Origin of the sequence: Nonomuraea sp. NPDC050404, assembly GCF_040655495.1 — a bacterium.
GTDB lineage: Bacteria > Actinomycetota > Actinomycetes > Streptosporangiales > Streptosporangiaceae > Nonomuraea.
Map to the genome: position 1 here is coordinate 60980 of NZ_JBFAKB010000033.1, position 16818 is coordinate 77797.

The window sequence follows — 16818 nt, forward strand, 5'->3', positions numbered from 1 at the left end:
CCGTAATTCCTTCCCGGTTCACAAACGGATCCGACCAGGGACGGGAATGGAATTTGTCACGCAGGGTAGGCTTACCTAACTTCTCGCCCGGCCCAGGATCGTGAACGTCAGGGCCGAGCAGAGGAAGAGTCCGAGCATGACACATGCCATGGGCACCGCGGAGCCCGTACCGGCAAGTCCGACCAGCGGGGCCGCGGCCGCGCCGAGCGCGAACTGCAGCACACCCGTCAGCGCGGAGGCGCTGCCGGCCACCTGGGCGGGCTGGGAGCCGAGCGCCAGCGCGCCGGTGCCGGGCATGACCAGGCCCTGGCCCAGCATGATGACGACCAGTCCGCCGACGATGCCCCACAGGCCCAGGTCCGCCAGCGCGGCGGTCATCAGCAGGGCCGCGCCGACCAGGGCGATGCCGAGGCCGATGCGCACGAGCAGGACGGGCGGAACCCGGCCCGACAGCCGGCCGCCGAACTGGGCGGCGGCGATTAGGCCGAAGGCGTTCAGGCCGAAGATGAGCGAGTACTGCTGCGGCGTGGCGCCGTACACCTCCTGGAGCACGAACGGCGAGCCCGCGATGTAGCCGAACATGGCCGCGAAGGCCAGGCCGCCGGTCAGCGCGAAGCCCATGAACGTGCGGTCGCGCAGGAGCCGCCAGAAGGTGCTCACGGTGTGCTTGAGCCCGCCGCTCTCGCGCGCGGCCGGGGGCAGCGTCTCGCGCACGCCCGCCAGCACGGCGATCAGCAGCACCACGCCGGCGATGCTGAGCGCCACGAACACGCCGCGCCACGAGGTGAACGCGAGCAGTTGCGCCCCCGCGATGGGGGCCAGGATCGGGGCCAGGCCGCTGACGAGCATCAGGGTGGCGAAGATGCGGGCGATGGCCGCCCCGTCGTACAGGTCGCGCACGACTGCTCGCACGATGACCAGCGCGGCGCCGCCCAGCATGCCCTGCAGCAGGCGGAAGGCGATGAGCATGGGCACCGAGGGCGCGAACGCGCACAGCAGCGAGGCGAGCATGAACCCGGCCACGCCCACCATCAGCGGCACCCGCCGCCCGCGCACGTCGCTGAGGGGCCCGGCGATGACCTGGCCGACCGACACGCCGATGAGACAGGCGGTCAGCGTGAGCTGGACCTGCGCCTCCCCGCTGAGCATCTCGGAGGTGATGGCGGGCAGGGCCGGCAGGTACATGTCGATGGACAGCGGGCCGATCGCCGACAACGCGCCAAGGATGAGCAGCAGCAGTCCGCGACCGCTCTTCTGTTGTGGTTGGACGACGGCGGGCGTGGCGATTTCTGCCACGGACATGCCTGGACCCCTCTCCTCGCAAAGATGTTTGGCCCCACGCGGGCCGAGGAATCAAACCAGGTTCCGGTCCTCCTAATTCCCGGTTATCAGATATTTCCCGAGATTTCGGTCTATTGGCGCGTACGAGCCGCGGAACGGTCCAGACGCGGCCATGTCGAGCGCGGCGTTCCCCCGCGGGGCGGACCCCCTGCCGGAGTCCCTAAACTCGTGGCCATGGATTCCCCAGCCGTCGAGATCGTCGACCTGGTCAAACGCTACGGCGGCAACACCGCCGTCGACGGCCTCACCCTCCGCGCCGAGCGCGCGGCCGTCACCGCGGTCCTCGGGCCCAACGGCGCGGGCAAGACCTCCACGGTGGAGATCTGCGAGGGGTTCCGCAAGGCCGACGCGGGCACCGTCAAGGTTCTGGGCCTGGCGCCCGCGCTGCCCGAACTGCGCGCGCGGGTGGGGATCATGCTGCAGGCGGGCGGCGTGCCGCCGGCCATGCGCTGCGCCGAGTGGCTGCGGCTGGTCTCGCGCTTCTACGCCCGGCCGCTCGACCCGGGGGCGCTGCTGGAGCGGCTGGGGCTGACCGAGCACGTACGCACCCCGTACCGGCGGCTGTCGGGCGGCCAGCAGCAGCGGCTGTCCCTGGCCGCGGCCGTCGTCGGACGGCCCGAGCTGGTCTTCCTCGACGAGCCGACCGCCGGCCTCGACCCGCAGGCCCGGCACGCCTGCTGGGAGCTGATCGGCGAGCTGCGCCTGGCGGGCGTGTCGGTCGTGCTGACCACGCACCACATGGACGAGGCCGAGCGGCTGGCCGACCACGTCGTCATCATCGACAGAGGGCGCGTGGTGGCCGCGGGCACCCCCGCCTCGCTGACCGGGGCCGAGCGGCAACTGCGCTTCAGGGCGCGGCCCGGGCTGGCGCTGGAGGAGCTGCTCAACGCGCTCCCGGCGGGCAGCGCGGCGAAGGAGTCGCCGGCCGGTCACTACATCATCGAGGGCCTGGTGGGCCCCGAACTGCTGGCCACGGTGACGGCCTGGTGCGCGGCCGAGGGCGTCACGGCCGACGACCTGCGCATCGAGCGCCGCACCCTCGAAGACGTCTTTCTCGAACTGACCGGCAGGGAGCTGCGATGAACGCGCCCAGGCCGCTCCCCGAGCCCATTTACAGGAAGCCCCGATGAGCACGCCCGACTCCACCGCCGCGCTGGACTTCACCCCCGCTTCCGGCGCCGCGCCGTTCCCGCGCATGGTGCTGGCGCAGGCGGGCGCGGAGGTCCGCGCGATGTTGCGCAACGGTGAGCAGCTCCTGCTCACGCTGATCATCCCGGTGCTGCTGCTGGCCGGCTTCTCGCTGGCGCCGCTGATCGACGTCGGCGGCGGGTCGCGGGTGGACTTCCTGGTGCCCGGCGTGCTGGCGCTGGCGGTGATGTCCACGGCCTTCACCGGGCAGGCCATCGCGACCGGCTTCGAGCGCCGGTACGGCGTGCTCAAGCGGCTGGGCGCCACCCCGCTGTCCAGGGGCGGGCTCATGCTGGCCAAGACGGCGGCCGTGGCGGGCGTGGAGGTGCTCCAGGCCGTGATCATCGTGGTCGTGGGGCTGGCGCTGGGATGGCGGCCACAGGGGTCGTTCCTCAGCGCGGCGCTGCTGATCGTGCTGGGCACGGCGGCCTTCAGCGGGCTCGGGCTGCTCATGGCGGGCGTGCTGCGCGCGGAGGCCACGCTGGCGGCGGCCAACCTGGTGTATCTGGTGCTGCTGGGGGTGGGCGGGGTGGTGTTCCCGCTGAGCAAGTTCCCCGCCGGGATGCGGCCGGTGCTGGAGGCGCTGCCCATCTCGGCGCTGACCGGCGGGCTGCGCGCGGTGCTCGCCCAGGGCGCGGCGCTGCCGCTGGTCCCGGTGGCCGTGCTCATCTGCTGGGCGGTGCTGTCGCTGGGGCTGGTCTCGCGGCTGTTCCGCTGGGAGTGACGGCTGGCCTCACGCCTGTTCCGCTGAGAGTACGGCCGGTCTCACACCTGTTGCGCCGAGAGTGACGGCTGGCCTCGCCTGTTTCGAGAGGGACGGCGGCTACCCGGGTACGGGCGCGGGTCGTTCAGTGCGCAGGGCCGTGTAGCGGCGGCGGGTGAGGGCGGCGACGGCGGTCAGCGGGATCGCCGCGCCGGCCGCCAGGCCGAACAGCAGCCCGTACCGGCCGTCCTCCGCCAGCGGCCCCGCGGCCCACGAGGCCACCGCGCTGCCCACGAACAACGCGCAGGCGAAGAACGCGATCGTGGTCCCCCGCGCCTCGGGCACGATCGAGGTGGCCCAGGTCTGCAACGAGGAGTGCAGGAACGACCATCCGCCGCCGAGCAGCAGCGCCGTGACGACCACGACGGGCACGCTGACGTGCACCGCCACGAGGGCGAACCCCGCGCAGAGCTGCGCGCCCCCGACGACCATCAGGACGGGCGCGGGCCAGCGGCCCGACAGGTGCTTGACGAGCTTGGAGAAGGCCCACAGCCCCAGCCCGTACGCGGTGATCGCCAGCCCCGCCACGGCGGCGGCCAGCCCGGTGTGCTGCAACGCGGTGGCCAGGAACGGCATCGCGCCGAGCATGATCGCCCCTTCGGTGAAGGCCAGCCCGAAGACCAGCAGCGCCCACCGGTGCCCGAGCACGACGCCCAGATGGCGCAGCACCCCTCCCCCTGCCCCCTCGTGCCGGGGCGGCTCGGGCAGCGAGCGCAGCGACAGCGCGCAGGCCAGGGCGCAGGCGGCGGGCACGGCGAAGGCCACCCGCCAGTCCACCAGGCCCGCGACCACCCCGCCCAGGCCCGTGGCCAGGGCCGTGCCGAGGGCGGCGGCGGCCATGAGGTCCGTCAGGGCGCGCTGGCGTACCGAGGAGTGCACGGTGTCGCCCACATACGTCAGGCCCGTGGGGATGATCGCGCCGAAGCAGGCGCCCGTCACGACCCTGGCCACCACGAGCGCCGCCAGGGCGGGCATCAGCGCCGAGACCGCGCCCGCCGCCGCCGCGCCGTACAGCGCCCAGCGCATCACCCGCACCCGGCCGAACCGGTCGGACAGCAGGCCCCACAGCGGCTGGGTCAGCCCGTAGGCCAGGTAGTAGCCGCTGGCCGCGGCGACGGAGCCGGACAGCGGGACGTGCAGGTCCGCGGCGATGAGCACGAGCATGGGGCTCACGGCGAAGCGGTCGAAACTGCTGACGAACGAGGAGATGGACAGGGCCAGCGGCGGGCGGGCGAGGGTCTCGGGCTTTGCGGGGGCTTTCATATGTCCTTGTCCAGGAATAACGGCACAGCAAGCAATAGACCACCTTAAAGGGGGTCATGTCGGAGGCGTTGAGTAGGCTCTGACGGTTGCCCCGGCTTCGCCGTCCCTCTGCCTCGCCGTCCCTCTGACCAGCCGTCCCCCTGATTCGCCGTCCCTCTGCCTCGCCGTCCCCCTGACTCGCCAACCCTTGCTTCGCCTTGAGGAGTTCCGTGACCGCCTTCGCCCTCGACGACCCGCTCGGCCGTGGACCCGGCCTGCCCAGGCCGGGAAGCCTGCTGCGCACCGCGGCGGACTCGATCCCGCCCTCCGGGCTGGTGCTGCTGGCCATCTTCTCGGTGCAGCTCGGCGCGGGCTTCGCCAAGGAGTTGTTCGCGTCGTTGTCGCCGAGCGCGGTGGTGTTCCTGCGCATCGCGGCCGGGGCGCTCATCATGGGCACGCTCGTCCGGCCCAAGCTGAAGGGGCTGTCCTGGGGCGACTGGGCGGTCGGGGTCGGCTTCGGCCTGACGCTCGCCGTGATGAACCTGTCCTTCTACGAGGCCCTGGCGCGGCTGCCGATGGGGATCGCGGTGGCGATCGAGTTCCTCGGGCCGCTGGGCGTGGCGGTGGCGGCCTCACGGCGGCGGATCGACCTGCTGTGGGTCGGGCTGGCGGGGGCCGGCGTGGTGCTGCTGGCCCCGTGGGGCGACTCGGCGTCGGTGAGCTGGGCCGGCATCGGGTTCGCGATGGTGGCCGGGGCGTGCTGGGCCGGGTACATCCTGTTGTCGGCGGCGGCCGGGCGGCGCTTTCCCGGGACGAGCGGGTTGTCGATCGCGATGCTCGTCTCGGCCGTGGCGATCGCCCCGATCGGGGTCACGACCGGTGGCGCGGAGCTGTTGCAGCCGGAGTTGCTGCTGATCGGGCTGGGTGTGGGGCTGCTGTCGTCGGTGATCCCGTACTCGCTGGAGCTGCAGGCGCTGCGGCGGATGCCCAAGCACGTGTTCGGCATCCTGATGAGCCTGGAGCCGGGCGTGGCGGCGCTGATCGGGGTGCTGCTGCTGGGCGAGTTCCTGCAGGTGCAGCAGTGGGCGGCGATCATCTGCATCGTGGCGGCCAGCCTGGGCTCGACCCGGACGGGCAGAAAGTAGCCGCCCCGCCGGACCGGAGCGGCGGGAGCTGAGCCCCCGGAGCCAGCGGACCACGATGGCGGGGATGTGAGTCTCCGGACTGCCGGACCGGCGCCGCGGAATGTGAGTCTCCGGGCCGCCGCGCGCCCGTGGGTTGGGGTCTCGGGCGCGCGGCGGAGGGCTCGGCTCGGTGGGCGGGTGTGCCGAGCCCGGGAAGGTCAGCGGAGTGCGGGTGTCCGCTTGACCAGGCATATGCCGGAAATATCCGGCCCATTGCGGACCAGGATGATAGGGCGGGCAGCGTTCGCACAAGGCGTCGCTGCGTCGGCCCGCATTGAGATTACCGCCATTGGCGAGTGTCCGATCCCCAAATGTCGGAACTTCATGCGCAATGCCGGAACTTAACGGCTCAGTGCTCCGCCCAGATGCCCCGTACGTGACCGATGTGCTCCGCCATGAGCTGCGCGACGGCCTTGCCGTCACCCCTCTTGAGCGCGTCGAGCAGCGCGAGATGTTCCCTGGCGGAATCGGCCAGGGTGCCGCGCTCGGAGAGCTGGGACAGGCCATACAGCCGGGCCCGGTTGCGCAGGTCGCGCACCACCGAGACCAGGTGGGCGTTGCCGCACAGGGACAGCAGCTCGACGTGGAAGCGCAGGTCGGCGTCGATGTAGGCGAGCAGGTCGCCCCGCTCGCTGGCCGAGACGATCTCCTCGGCGATGGGCCGCAGCCGCTCGAACTCCTCCGCCCGCGAGCTGTCGGCCAGCCTGGCCACCGTGGGCACCTCGATGAGCTGGCGGATCTCGGTGAGCTCGTCGAGGTCGCGGTCGGACAGTTCGGTGACCCGGAAGCCCTTGTTGCGCACGGCCTCGACCAGGCCCTCCTTGGCCAGGTCGAGCATGGCCTCGCGGACCGGCGTGGCCGAGACGCCGAACTGGGCGGCCAGGACGGGCGCGGAGTAGACCACCCCCGGCCGCATCTCACCTGTGATCAGCGCGGCGCGCAGCGCGTGCGCGACCTGTTCGCGCAGGCTCTGTCGCTCTCCCACCATCGGCAGGTCGAGCCGCTCCTCGGCAGCCATCGGCCCATCCCTTTCCATGTCTATGCCTCGTAAGCGGCAGCCGCGACCACGAGGTCCTCCCACGCCATGCCTGTGCTCTTGAACACGCGCGGCCCCGAACCCGCGACCACCCGCCCGGCGATCAGCTCGGCGAGATTGCCGGCGATGTGACGGGAGGTGATCGTACCCCGGTGGATCGGAACGAGGAGGTCCCCCGCCTCTTCCAGCGCGGCCGCCCTGGCCTCGACGACCACGGTGGCGCGGGCGACGAGATCGCCGTCGAGTTCGCGGGCGTCGGGCTCGTGCGAGCCGACCGCGACGACGGTGACGCCGTCGCGGGCGAGCTTACCGGGGAACAGCGGCTCCCTGGCGGTGGTGCAGCAGGCGACGAGGTCGGCCTCGCCGAGCGCCCGCTCCACCTCCCGCGTGTCGCCGGCGGCCAGGGCCCGCGCGGTCAGGCCGAGCGCGCGGCAGCGGCCGGCGAGGGCGCCGGCCCGGTCCGCGTCGCGCCCGACCACGGTGACCTCCTCGACCGGCCGCACCTCGCGCAGCGCCAGTACGTGCCCCCACGCCTGCGGCCCGCTCCCGAACACCACCAGCCGCCGCGCCCCCGGCTCGGCCAGGTGCCGGACTGCCAGGGCGGAGACGGCGGGCGTGCGCAGCGAGGTGAGCGCGATCCCGTCCATGGCCGCCAGCGGGGCCAGGGTGTCGCCGTCGAACAGCAGGTACGTCCCCTGGATCCGGGGCAGTCCCCTGCCGGGGTTGTCCGGGGCGACGCCGGCGACCTTGACCCCGGCGTACCGGCGGGTGGCCGCGGGCATGAGCAGCAACTGGCCCGCGGGCACATCGACGACGGACCGCTGCGGCGTGGCCTCCGGGTCGAGCCCGTCCCGCAGCGCGTCCTCCAGCACCGTCACGGCCCGGTCCATCGGCACCAGCCGCTCCAGCGTGGCGGCGTCCAGGTACGGCGGCCCGCTCATCGCAGCACGCACCCGGTCCGGTTCACAGCTCGAACCCTTCGGGGAACGGGTCGCGCGGGTCCAGGAAGTACTGGGCGGTGCCGGTGATCCAGGCCCGGCCGTTGATCGACGGCAGCACCGCGGTCCGCCCGCCCACCTCGGTCTCCTCCAGCAGCCGCCCGATGAACCTGGTGCCGATGAAGGATTCGTTGACGAAGTCCCTGCCCAGCGGCAGCTCGCCGCGGGCGTGCAGCTGGGCCATGCGGGCGCTGGTGCCGGTGCCGCACGGCGAGCGGTCGAACCAGCCCGGATGGATGGCCATCGCGTGCCGTGAGTGGTGGGAGTCGGAGCCGGGGGCGGCGAAGTAGACGTGGTGGCAGCCGCGGATGCGGTCGTCCTCGCGGTGCACGGGCAGGTCTGCGGCGTTGATCGCCTCCATCGTGGCCAGGCCGGCCGCGATGATCTCGTTCTTGGCCTTGCGGTCGAAGGGCAGGCCGTAGTTGCCGAGGTCGACGATGGCGTAGAAGTTGCCGCCGTAGGCCAGGTCGTACGGGATCTCCCCGAATCCCGGCACGGTCACCGCCGCGTCCAGCCGATCGCAGTAGGAGGGCACGTTGCGCAGCGTCACCGACTCGGCCATGCCGTCCCGCACGGCCACGTCCACCTCGACCAGCCCGGCCGGCACCTCCAGGCGCACGGTCGTGACCGGCTCGGTCACCTCCACCATGCCGGTCTCGACCAGCACGGTCGCCACGCCGATCGTCCCGTGCCCGCACATCGGCAGCAGCCCGGACACCTCGATGAACAACACGCCCCAGTCCGCGTCCGGCCTGGTGGGCGGCTGCAGGATGGCGCCGCTCATGGCCGAGTGGCCGCGCGGCTCGGTCATCAGCAGGGTGCGGATGTGGTCGAGGTGGTCGCGGAAGTACACGCGCCGCTCGGCCATGCTCGCGCCGGGGATCACGCCGATGCCGCCGGTGATCACCCGGGTGGGCATGCCCTCGGTGTGCGAGTCGACGGCGTGGAAAACGCGCTTGGTCCTCATCACAGCCCTTCTGCCAGTGCCTTCTCTGTCGCCGCCCGAACGATAGCGGCCTGCTCGGCCGTCAGCGGCTGCCTGGGCTGCCGGCACGGGCCGCCGTGCCGGCCCGCCAGGTCCATCGACAGCTTGATGGCCTGGACGAACTCGGTCTTGGAGTCCCAGCGCAGCAGCGGGTGCAGCGTACGGTAGAGGGGCAGCGCGGTCTCCAGGTCGCCCGCGACCGCGGCGCGGTAGAGGGCCACGTTGGAGGCGGGCAGCGCGTTGGGGTAGCCGGCGACCCAGCCGACCGCCCCGGCCACGGCCAGTTCGAGCAGCACGTCGTCGGAGCCGATCAGCAGGTCGAGCTCGGGGGCCAGCTCTGCCAGCTCGTACGCGCGCCGCACGTCCCCGCTGAACTCCTTGACCGCCACGATCAGCCCCTCCTCGTGCAGCCTGGCCAGCAGCGCGGGAGTCAGGTCGACCCTGGTGTCGGAGGGGTTGTTGTAGGCCACGATCGGCACCCCGGCCTCGGCGACCTCGCGGTAGTGCGCGACGACGGCCCGCTCGTCGGCCCGATAGGAGTTGGGCGGCAGCAGCAGGACCGAGCCACAGCCCGCCTCGCCCGCCTGCTCCGCCCAGCGGCGCGACTCGGTGGCGCCGTACGCGCCCGCCCCGGCCATCACGTTCGCGCCGCCGACCGCCGCGACGGCGGTCTCGATCACCTTGGCGCGCTCCTCGTGGGTGAGCGTCTGGTACTCGCCGAGCGAGCCGTTTGGAACGACGCCGTCGCAACCGTTCTCGACCAGCCAGCGGCAGTGCGCGGCGTAGCCGTCGTAGTCGATCGACAGGTCCTCGCGCAGGGGCAGCGCGGTGGCCACCATGATTCCCTGCCAGGGCTTGCCGCGGTGGTGTTCCATGTGGAGGTCCTCCATGTGGGGGGCTTCAGTGAGCGGGGGGATCATCGGTGCCGGTGAGGTCGGTGCCGGCGAGTTCGGCATCGGTGAGTGAGGTGTCGGCGAGGTCGGTGCCAGTGAGGTCGGTGTCGGCGAGTGAGGCCAGGGCGCCGAGGGTGACGGGCTGGGCTATGGGGCGGCGGGGCGGCTGGGGCGGCTCGCCGGTCAGGCAGGAAACGGCGTATCCGCAGATGCGGCCCTGGCACCAGCCCATGCCGGGGCGGGCCAGGAGCTTGACGGAGCGCGCGTCGGTGGCGCCCAGAGCCTGTGCCTCGCGTACGCGTGCCAGCGGCACCTCCTCGCACCGGCACACGAGCGTGTCCGCCCGCAACCACCCCTGCCAGCCGGGCTTGACGGGGTAGGCCCGCTGCAACGCCTCACCGAAGGCCCGCCACCGCTCCCGCCGCCGCCCGATCACCGGCGCCACCTCCCCGCTGACCGCGCCCCGCGCGTCCGCGACGATGGAACGGCCCGCGATGCGGCCCTCCAGTTCGGCCAGCCGCCAGCCGCCCACGCCCGCGGGCTCACCCGCGGCCCACACGCCGGGCACGCTGGTACGCAGGGCTTCGTCCACGTCCAGCACCGGGCCGCCGTCCACATCGGGGCGGGTACGGCAGCCGAGCTGGGTGCCGAGCTCGATCTGCGGCACGAACCCGTAACCGACGGCCACGGTGTCGCACTCGACGACGCGGGTGGCCAGAACGTTCCAGTCCTTGTCGAGGCGGGCCACGGTGACGGCCTCCACCTCGTGCTTGCCATGGGCGGCGACCACGGCCTGCCGCGTCCGGTACGGCACCCGATACCTGGCCAGCGCGGCCGCGTAGCCCGCCGCCTCGCCCGCCTTGCCCAGGGCCAGCAGCGGATGCCTGGCGAGCCCGAGCCCGCCGTTGGCCTCGTACACACCGAGCACCCGGGAACCGGCCCCGGCCAGCCCGGCGGCGACGGGCAGCAGGAACGGCCCGGTGCCGGAGATCACGATCCGGCCGCCCGCCACGACCCCGCCGCCCTTGAGCAGCGCCTGCGCGCCACCGGCGGTGAGCACCCCGGGCAGGTCCCACCCGGGGAACGGCAGCGGCCGGTCATGCGCCCCGGTCGCGATCAGCAACCGCCGCGCCCGCACCCGCACCGCCCGCTCACCCGAACCGGCCACACCGGCAGCACCGGCAGCACCGGCAGCACCGGCAGCACCGGCAGCACCGGCAGCACCGGCAGCACCGGCAGCACCGGCAGAATCTACCGACCCCGGCGAGCCCGCCGACCCGCCGTCGCCGGGCAACGCGGCCGGGCTTCTGGTCAGGCAGTGGACGGTCAGGGAGCCGTCCGGTTCGCTGGAGACGTTCCACACCTGGTGGCGCAGCAGCACGTCGGCCCGCGTGCCGAGCGCCCGCCCCTGGCGCAGGAACCGGTCCAGGCCGGCCGCCGGCTTCGGCGTGGCGGCGTGCCGGAAGTACTGGCCGCCGAGCCGCACGCCGGAGTCCACCAGCGCCACCCGCAGCCCGGCCAGCGCCGCCGTCAGCGCGCCCGCCACCCCGGCGGGCCCGCCACCGACCACCACGAGGTCGTACATCATGCCGTCCGCACCTCGTCCCCGGGTTCGGCCTCCAGCAGGCAGGCCCGTTCGGGCTCCCGCCCGTTGACGGAGATCAGGCAGTCGAAGCAGACCCCGATCCCGCAGAACAGCCCGCGCGGCCGCCCGCCGAACCGGGTGGTGCGCCAGGACCGCACCCCGGCCGCGTGCAGGGCCGCGCCGATCGTCTGGCCCGGCTCGACCGGCACGGGCCGGCCGTCCACGGTGATGTGGAAGAGGGAACTCACGCGGCCTCCTCGGCGAAGCGGTCCGGTCGGAAGGGGTGCAGGTCCAGGTCGGGCCGCTGCTCGCTGAGGAGTTGCGCGAGCAGATGGCCGGTGGCGGGGGCGAGCCCGATGCCGGCCCCTTCGTGCCCGCACGCGTGGTAGAGCCCCGGTGCGCGCGGATCGGCCCCGATGACGGGCAGGTGGTCGGGACAGTACGGCCGGAACCCGCAGTACGACCTGATGGCCCGCACCTCGCCCAGCGCGGGGAACAACGCGACCGCCTGCTCGGCCAGCCGCGCCAGCACGGGCACCGACGTCGTCCTGTCGAACCCGACCCGCTCCCTGCTGGCCCCGATGAGCACGGTCCCGGCGGGCGTGCCCTCCACGACGGCCGAGGTCTCCAGCCCTTCCGAGTCGCTGGCCACGTTCGTGACGTAGGCGGCGGTGTAGACCTTGTGCCTGATCAGCGGCTCGCGCAGGGGCTCGGTGACGAGGACGAACCCGCGCCTGGGCAGGACCGGCAGGTTCACGCCCGCCAGCGCGGCCACCTCGCCGCCCCAAGTACCGGCCGCGTTGACGACCGCGTCGCCGAGCACGTCGCCGTCGGAGGTGCGCACGCCCGTCACCCGGTCCCCCGAGCGCAGGAACCCGGTCACCGTGACGCCGAGGCGCAGCCGCAGCTTGCCGCGGCCGAACTTGCCGGCGCCGTGCCTGAGCAGGGTGGCGGCGGCGAGCATGGGCTGGACCTGGGCGTCCTGCGGGTAGTACACGCCGCCGGCGAGCCCTTCGGCCAGGTGCGGCTCGTGGTCGCGCAGCGACGTGCCCGCCACCAGGGCGTACTCCACGTCCTGCTGCTTGGCGGCCAGGTCGGCGAGCTGCCGCTGGACCTCCTCGGTCTCGGCGACGACGAGGCCGCCCTTGGGCTCGTACTCGAACCCGCCGAGCTCGCCCAGCGAGCGCCACAGCCGGTTCGACAACACGGCCAGCTCCAGCTCGGGACCCGGCTCCTTGTCGGACACCAGCACGTTGCCCTCGCCCGAGCCCGTCGTACCGCCGGCCACGGGCCCCCGGTCGATCACGGTCACGTCGAGGCCGGCGCGCGCGGCGTAGTAGGCGCAGGCCGCCCCGACCACTCCCGCGCCGACGACGATCACGTCGGACATCACCACCTCCTCTCAGTAATATGTCACATACCCTTCCATGTTGGAAAGACTGTGTCCGATGGCGGGACCGGCATGGTGGGCCCCTACCATCGATGACGTGAAGCTATCCACCGACGCCCCCAACCTTTTCGGGCGCTTTTGGCGATCTTTCTGGGCCCCGACCACGCGGTCCATGCGCGGCTGGGCACTGGCGTCAGTGGTGGTCAACGCGGGCATCACGCTCACCGGTGCGGGCGTGCGGGTCACCGAGTCCGGGCTCGGCTGCCCCACCTGGCCCAGGTGCACGGCCGACAGCTTCATCCCCGTCGCCCACCCCGAGATCTCGCCGCTCCACATGGCCGTCGAGTTCGGCAACCGGCTGCTCACCTTCCTGGTCCTGGCCGTCGGCCTGGCGTGCTTCGTGGCCGCCCTGCGGATGGCGCCCCGCCGGGTGGCGCTGGTGCGCCTGGCCTGGCTGCAGCCGGTCGGGATCCTGGTCCAGGCCCTGTGGGGCGGGCTGGTCGTCAGCACGATGCTCAACCCGTTCACCGTGGGCATGCACTACCTCATCTCCAGCGGCCTGATCGCGGCCTGCTGGATGTTGTACGCGCGCGCCGGCGAGGGCGACGGACCCGTGCGCCGGGTGGTCCACCGCGACCTGCGCAGGCTCGGGCACGTGCTGCTGGCCGCGGTGTTCGTGCTGCTGGTGGCCGGGGTGGCGGTCAGCGGCACCGGCCCGCACTCCGGCGATGAGATGGCCTCGCGCTTCGACCTCGACATCGAGTCCGTGGCCCGGCTGCACGCCGACATCGCCTACGTCGTGGTGGGGCTGACGTTCGCGCTGCTGATCGCCCTGCACGTGACCAACGCGCCGCGGCCCGCCCGGCGGGCGGCGCTGGCGCTGTTCGGCGTGGAGCTGCTGCAGGGCGTGATCGGCTACACCCAGTGGTTCCTGGCCGTGCCGGCCCTGCTGGTCCTGCTGCACGTGCTCGGCTCGACGCTGGTCTGGATCGCCGCGCTCAGGACCGTCACCTCGCTGCGCTCCCGCGACGAGGAGCCTGCCCGGGTCAGCCCCTCCCCCACCGAAGCAGCCGCCGTCCTCTGAGCGGATATGCCAGGGTATGTGGTGAACGGTCCGCCACTCCCCCGGCCGCTAAGGGGCGCGATTTGCAGGGAAAAGTCCGCCTTCCGAAGTCATTACGCCAGAAGCCGTCGCGCACGGCGTTGCGCCGCTCGTACCAAGGTGTGGTGCTCGTCAGCGTGCTCGTCCTGGCGCCGATGACGTGGGCCTGGCTGAGCAGTTCCGGGCATCGCGCGATCGCCGAGGACGCGGGCTGGCTCGCGCGGGTGCCCGAGACGCAGGTCGCGCTGGTGCTCGGCGCGGGCCTGTACGGGACGCAGCCCACCCCGATGCTGGCCCGCAGGCTCGACATCGCCGCCGACCTCTACCGGGCGGGCAAGGTGCGGGCGCTGCTGCTGTCGGGCGACAACAGCCGCAAGGAGTACGACGAGCCGACGGCGATGCGCGACTACCTGCGCGCCAGGGGCGTGCCCGACGCGGTGATGGTGCTGGACTACGCGGGGTTCGACACGTGGGACTCGTGCGTGCGGGCGCGCAAGGTGTTCGGGGCCGAGCGGGTCACGGTGGTGACCCAGGAGTTCCACATCCCCAGGGCGGTGGCGCTGTGCAGGACGGCGGGGCTGCGGGCGTTCGGCGCCGGTGACGACTCGGCCAGGCGGTGGCCCTCGGCGACCTACTTCCTGGCCGCCCGCGAGGTGTTCGCCACCGCCAAGGCGTTCGCCGACGCCATGGTCCTCAACTCCGACCCGGTCTTCCCGGGGCCGCGCGAGGTCTCACTCACCCGGATCCTCGGTCAGCCGGGCGCGCCGGGCGCGTAGCCGGGCGGCGGTGAGCCTCTGGCCACCGATCTGGCGTGCATCTCCGGTACGGGGAAGTCGGCGCGCGCGGTGCTCATGCACTCCAGCAGCGCCCGCTGCTCCTCGTGGAAGGCGTGCTCGTCGACCATGTGGCGGGCCGCCCGCTCGTGCAGCAGGCCCAGCTCGGTGGCGGCGAGCTGGTAGTCGCGCATCGCGCGCAACCCGGGCTTGCCGCCGTGCGCGCGGGCCCACTGCCGGGCCTGGCGGCGCCGGGAGAAGGTCGAGAGCATGTAGATGTCGGCCTCGTTGACCAGCTTGGTCGGCTCGTACGGCGGCAGGTACCGCTGGATGAGCGCCACGATGCGCCGCCGGTCCCTGAACACCACCCCGATGAGCACGACCAGCACCACCAGCAGCGTCAGGTAGGCCACCACGAGCCCGGGGAACCCGCCGTAGGAGGCCAGGCCGTTCCACAGCCCGTGCAGGATCATCGCCGCCGCCCAGCCGGCCAGCACGTACGTGACCCGCTCGGGCCCGCCCCGCTGGGCCGCGTACGCCACGGCGACCCCGATCATGGAGCTGAACAGCGGATGCGCCAGCGGCGACAGGATGCCGCGCAACACCACCGTGACGGCCAGCCCCTTGACGCCCGAGGTGGACAGCGCGCCGAGGTAGTAGCTGACGTTCTCGCTCATGGCGAAACCGAGGCCGACCATGCTGGCGTAGATGACGCCGTCGGTGGGCCCGTCCAGCTCGGCCCGGCGGAACTTCAGCAGGCCCAGCAGCACCAGGCCCTTCATCGTCTCCTCGACCACGGGCGCGCCGAAGGTGGCCGCGATGTTGCGGGCGCTGGCCTCCGACAACTGCACGGTGTCGATGATGTAGTGCATGTTGAGCGAGTTGATCACGCCGGCGACGAGCACCGCGACGCCCGCGCCCCACGCGAAGGCGAAGATCAGGTTGCTGCGCGGCTCGGGCTCCATGCGGTCGAGCGCGAGCACCGCGGCCAGCAGCAGCGGCACGGGGGCCAGGGCCAGCGCCAGCGCGATAAAGAACTGCACGGGAGCGCCGTTGAAGACGTCGAAGGAGAAGGAGACGAGGGCGCAGATGCCTGTGAGGACCAGCCCGATGATCAACGCCAGTGACGGGCGGTCCTTCAACACCCAGCGTGGATCACGGGTCGCCATAGGGTGACTTTAACGGATCAGAGGAGCGGGGGTCCGTACGCGTCGGCGCAGTCTCACCTCGTGGCCATGCGCCACGCTCATCCGCCTCCCCCAAATCCCGCCGCCACAGTTGAAGAGCTCTTCATATATGAAGCATAAGGATGATGAAAAGCCCGGCGCAACGGCCGGGCGGAAATGGATCAGGCCAGCAGCGGATCGATCGCCACGGCCAGGAACAGCAGCGCCAGGTAAGCGTTGGACCAGTGGAAGAAGCGCATCGGCCGCAGGTCGACGCCGCTCTTGCCGGCGTTGAGCCGGCGCAGCAGGCTGTGCACCTCCCACAGGCACATCGCGCCCAGCACGGCCGCCACGGCCGGGTAGAACAGCGTGGTGCCCGCCATCGGCCACAGCGCCAGCGAGCACGCCACGGTCGCCCAGGTGTAGGCGATGGACTCCAGGATGACCCGCCGCTCGGTGGCCACCACCGGCAACATCGGCACGTTGGCCGCCGCGTAGTCCTCCTTGTAGCGCATGGCCAGCGTCCAGGTGTGCGGCGGCGTCCAGAAGAACACCACCAGGAACATCGCCACCGGCGCCCAGTCGAGCCGCCCGGTGATGCCCGCCCAGCCGATCAGCACCGGCATGCAGCCCGCGATGCCGCCCCAGACGACGTTCTGCGTCGTGCGCCGCTTGAGGAACATCGAGTAGACCAGCACGTAGAACAGGATCGCGCCGAGTGACAACACCGCGGCCAGCCAGTTGGTGGTCACCCACAGGCCGGCGGTGGAGAGCACGCCCAGCACGACGCCGAAGACCAGCGCGGCGCGCGGCGAGACCTGGTGCCTGGCCAGGGGCCTGCGGCGGGTGCGGCGCATCTTCTGGTCGATGTCGCGATCTATGTAGCAGTTGAGCGCGTTGGCGCTGCCCGCCGATAGGGTGCCGAACACCATGACCGAGATCGACGTCCACAGCGGCGGCAGGCCGCCCGCTGCGAGGAACATCACCGGCAGCGTCGTGATCAGCAGCAGCTCGATGATCCGCGGCTTGGTGAGCGCGATGTAGGCCTTGACCGTCACGCCGATCGAGCGCGGCGCCTCCACCTGTGGTGATGGGGCCGTCGCCTGCCTGTTTGTGAGCACCGTCAAGGCGCTTCCAGTCTGACGGAAGTCAACGCGTAACCTCTGATGAGA

16 protein-coding genes are annotated in these 16818 nt (G+C 72.3%); 5 read left to right on the plus strand and 11 right to left on the minus strand.

Translation table 11 applies throughout. The features are described 5' to 3' along the window. Positions 1 to 75 precede the first annotated feature (75 nt). A complete protein-coding gene (locus AB0I81_RS53320) occupies positions 76 to 1302 on the minus strand; it encodes a multidrug effflux MFS transporter (protein WP_360675848.1) in 1227 nt (408 codons plus the stop codon). Between the two features lie 213 nt (positions 1303 to 1515). On the opposite strand from AB0I81_RS53320, the gene AB0I81_RS53325 reads away from it, so the two are divergent. Next, positions 1516 to 2424, plus strand: coding sequence for an ABC transporter ATP-binding protein (locus tag AB0I81_RS53325; protein WP_360675851.1), 909 nt, complete (start codon positions 1516 to 1518; stop codon positions 2422 to 2424). A gap of 43 nt (positions 2425 to 2467) precedes the next feature. Further along, complete coding sequence (locus AB0I81_RS53330) at positions 2468 to 3253, plus strand: ABC transporter permease (protein ID WP_360675853.1); 786 nt, start codon at positions 2468 to 2470, stop codon at positions 3251 to 3253. A gap of 99 nt (positions 3254 to 3352) precedes the next feature. Here AB0I81_RS53330 and AB0I81_RS53335 read toward each other — a convergent pair whose 3' ends face one another. After that, the gene (locus AB0I81_RS53335) at positions 3353 to 4555 is read right to left on the minus strand and encodes an MFS transporter (protein ID WP_360675855.1); all 1203 of its coding nucleotides are present in this window, start codon (positions 4553 to 4555) and stop codon (positions 3353 to 3355) included. Positions 4556 to 4764: 209 nt separating this feature from the next. Between AB0I81_RS53335 and AB0I81_RS53340 the strand changes: the two genes are divergently transcribed. Continuing rightward, on the plus strand, positions 4765 to 5679 hold the full coding sequence (locus tag AB0I81_RS53340; protein ID WP_360675858.1) for an EamA family transporter: 915 nt from the start codon (positions 4765 to 4767) through the stop codon (positions 5677 to 5679). 388 nt (positions 5680 to 6067) lie between these two features. On the opposite strand, the gene AB0I81_RS53345 is transcribed toward AB0I81_RS53340, so the two are convergent. Genes AB0I81_RS53345 through AB0I81_RS53375 form a run of 7 tightly spaced genes read right to left on the minus strand, consistent with a single transcriptional unit; the run spans position 6068 to position 12605 of the window. Continuing rightward, on the minus strand, positions 6068 to 6736 hold the full coding sequence (locus AB0I81_RS53345; RefSeq protein ID WP_360675860.1) for a GntR family transcriptional regulator: 669 nt from the start codon (positions 6734 to 6736) through the stop codon (positions 6068 to 6070). Positions 6737 to 6756: 20 nt separating this feature from the next. Beyond that, entirely contained in the window at positions 6757 to 7695 is a 939-nt protein-coding gene (locus tag AB0I81_RS53350; protein ID WP_360675863.1) for an ornithine cyclodeaminase family protein, read from the minus strand. Positions 7696 to 7717: 22 nt separating this feature from the next. Further along, positions 7718 to 8719 (minus strand): proline racemase family protein, encoded by a 1002-nt coding sequence (locus AB0I81_RS53355; RefSeq protein ID WP_360675865.1) that lies wholly within the window; start codon positions 8717 to 8719, stop codon positions 7718 to 7720. Next, positions 8719 to 9612, minus strand: a complete 894-nt coding sequence (locus tag AB0I81_RS53360) for a dihydrodipicolinate synthase family protein (protein WP_360675868.1) — start codon at positions 9610 to 9612, stop codon at positions 8719 to 8721. Before AB0I81_RS53360 ends, AB0I81_RS53355 begins: the two co-directional genes overlap by 1 nt. Before the next feature lie 25 nt (positions 9613 to 9637). Next, a complete protein-coding gene (locus AB0I81_RS53365; RefSeq protein WP_360675870.1) occupies positions 9638 to 11218 on the minus strand; it encodes an FAD-dependent oxidoreductase in 1581 nt (526 codons plus the stop codon). Beyond that, positions 11215 to 11463 carry a (2Fe-2S)-binding protein gene (locus AB0I81_RS53370; RefSeq protein WP_360675873.1) on the minus strand — a complete coding sequence of 83 codons (249 nt, stop codon included), beginning with the start codon at positions 11461 to 11463 and terminating at the stop codon, positions 11215 to 11217. Before AB0I81_RS53370 ends, AB0I81_RS53365 begins: the two co-directional genes overlap by 4 nt. Further along, complete coding sequence (locus AB0I81_RS53375; RefSeq protein WP_360675876.1) at positions 11460 to 12605, minus strand: FAD-dependent oxidoreductase; 1146 nt, start codon at positions 12603 to 12605, stop codon at positions 11460 to 11462. The genes AB0I81_RS53370 and AB0I81_RS53375 overlap by 4 nt, the downstream gene beginning before the upstream one ends. A 172-nt stretch (positions 12606 to 12777) precedes the next feature. On the opposite strand from AB0I81_RS53375, the gene AB0I81_RS53380 reads away from it, so the two are divergent. Together AB0I81_RS53380 and AB0I81_RS53385 are read left to right on the plus strand one after the other, a co-directional pair. Next, entirely contained in the window at positions 12778 to 13689 is a 912-nt protein-coding gene (locus AB0I81_RS53380) for a COX15/CtaA family protein (RefSeq protein WP_360675878.1), read from the plus strand. 62 nt (positions 13690 to 13751) lie between these two features. Further along, positions 13752 to 14483 (plus strand): ElyC/SanA/YdcF family protein, encoded by a 732-nt coding sequence (locus tag AB0I81_RS53385; protein WP_360675880.1) that lies wholly within the window; start codon positions 13752 to 13754, stop codon positions 14481 to 14483. On the opposite strand, the gene AB0I81_RS53390 is transcribed toward AB0I81_RS53385, so the two are convergent. Next, positions 14459 to 15649: a PrsW family intramembrane metalloprotease gene (locus tag AB0I81_RS53390; RefSeq protein WP_360675882.1), complete on the minus strand. Its 1191-nt coding sequence runs from the start codon at positions 15647 to 15649 to the stop codon at positions 14459 to 14461. The genes AB0I81_RS53385 and AB0I81_RS53390 overlap by 25 nt on opposite strands. 179 nt (positions 15650 to 15828) lie before the next feature. Beyond that, positions 15829 to 16773, minus strand: a complete 945-nt coding sequence (locus AB0I81_RS53395; protein WP_360675884.1) for a heme o synthase — start codon at positions 16771 to 16773, stop codon at positions 15829 to 15831. Positions 16774 to 16818: the final 45 nt, after the last annotated feature.

What these genes read in the sequence shown, in the direction of transcription:
- AB0I81_RS53380 (WP_360675878.1), top strand. Translation starts at nt 12,778, where the DNA reads ATGCGCGGCTGGGCACTGGCGTCAGTGGTGGTCAACGCGGGCATCACG.
- AB0I81_RS53365 (WP_360675870.1), bottom strand. Translation starts at nt 11,218, where the DNA reads ATGATGTACGACCTCGTGGTGGTCGGTGGCGGGCCCGCCGGGGTGGCG.
- AB0I81_RS53390 (WP_360675882.1), bottom strand. Translation starts at nt 15,649, where the DNA reads ATGGCGACCCGTGATCCACGCTGGGTGTTGAAGGACCGCCCGTCACTG.
- AB0I81_RS53325 (WP_360675851.1), top strand. Translation starts at nt 1,516, where the DNA reads ATGGATTCCCCAGCCGTCGAGATCGTCGACCTGGTCAAACGCTACGGC.
- AB0I81_RS53375 (WP_360675876.1), bottom strand. Translation starts at nt 12,605, where the DNA reads ATGTCCGACGTGATCGTCGTCGGCGCGGGAGTGGTCGGGGCGGCCTGC.
- AB0I81_RS53360 (WP_360675868.1), bottom strand. Translation starts at nt 9,612, where the DNA reads ATGGAACACCACCGCGGCAAGCCCTGGCAGGGAATCATGGTGGCCACC.
- AB0I81_RS53355 (WP_360675865.1), bottom strand. Translation starts at nt 8,719, where the DNA reads ATGAGGACCAAGCGCGTTTTCCACGCCGTCGACTCGCACACCGAGGGC.
- AB0I81_RS53335 (WP_360675855.1), bottom strand. Translation starts at nt 4,555, where the DNA reads ATGAAAGCCCCCGCAAAGCCCGAGACCCTCGCCCGCCCGCCGCTGGCC.
- AB0I81_RS53320 (WP_360675848.1), bottom strand. Translation starts at nt 1,302, where the DNA reads ATGTCCGTGGCAGAAATCGCCACGCCCGCCGTCGTCCAACCACAACAG.
- AB0I81_RS53345 (WP_360675860.1), bottom strand. Translation starts at nt 6,736, where the DNA reads ATGGCTGCCGAGGAGCGGCTCGACCTGCCGATGGTGGGAGAGCGACAG.
- AB0I81_RS53330 (WP_360675853.1), top strand. Translation starts at nt 2,468, where the DNA reads ATGAGCACGCCCGACTCCACCGCCGCGCTGGACTTCACCCCCGCTTCC.
- AB0I81_RS53350 (WP_360675863.1), bottom strand. Translation starts at nt 7,695, where the DNA reads ATGAGCGGGCCGCCGTACCTGGACGCCGCCACGCTGGAGCGGCTGGTG.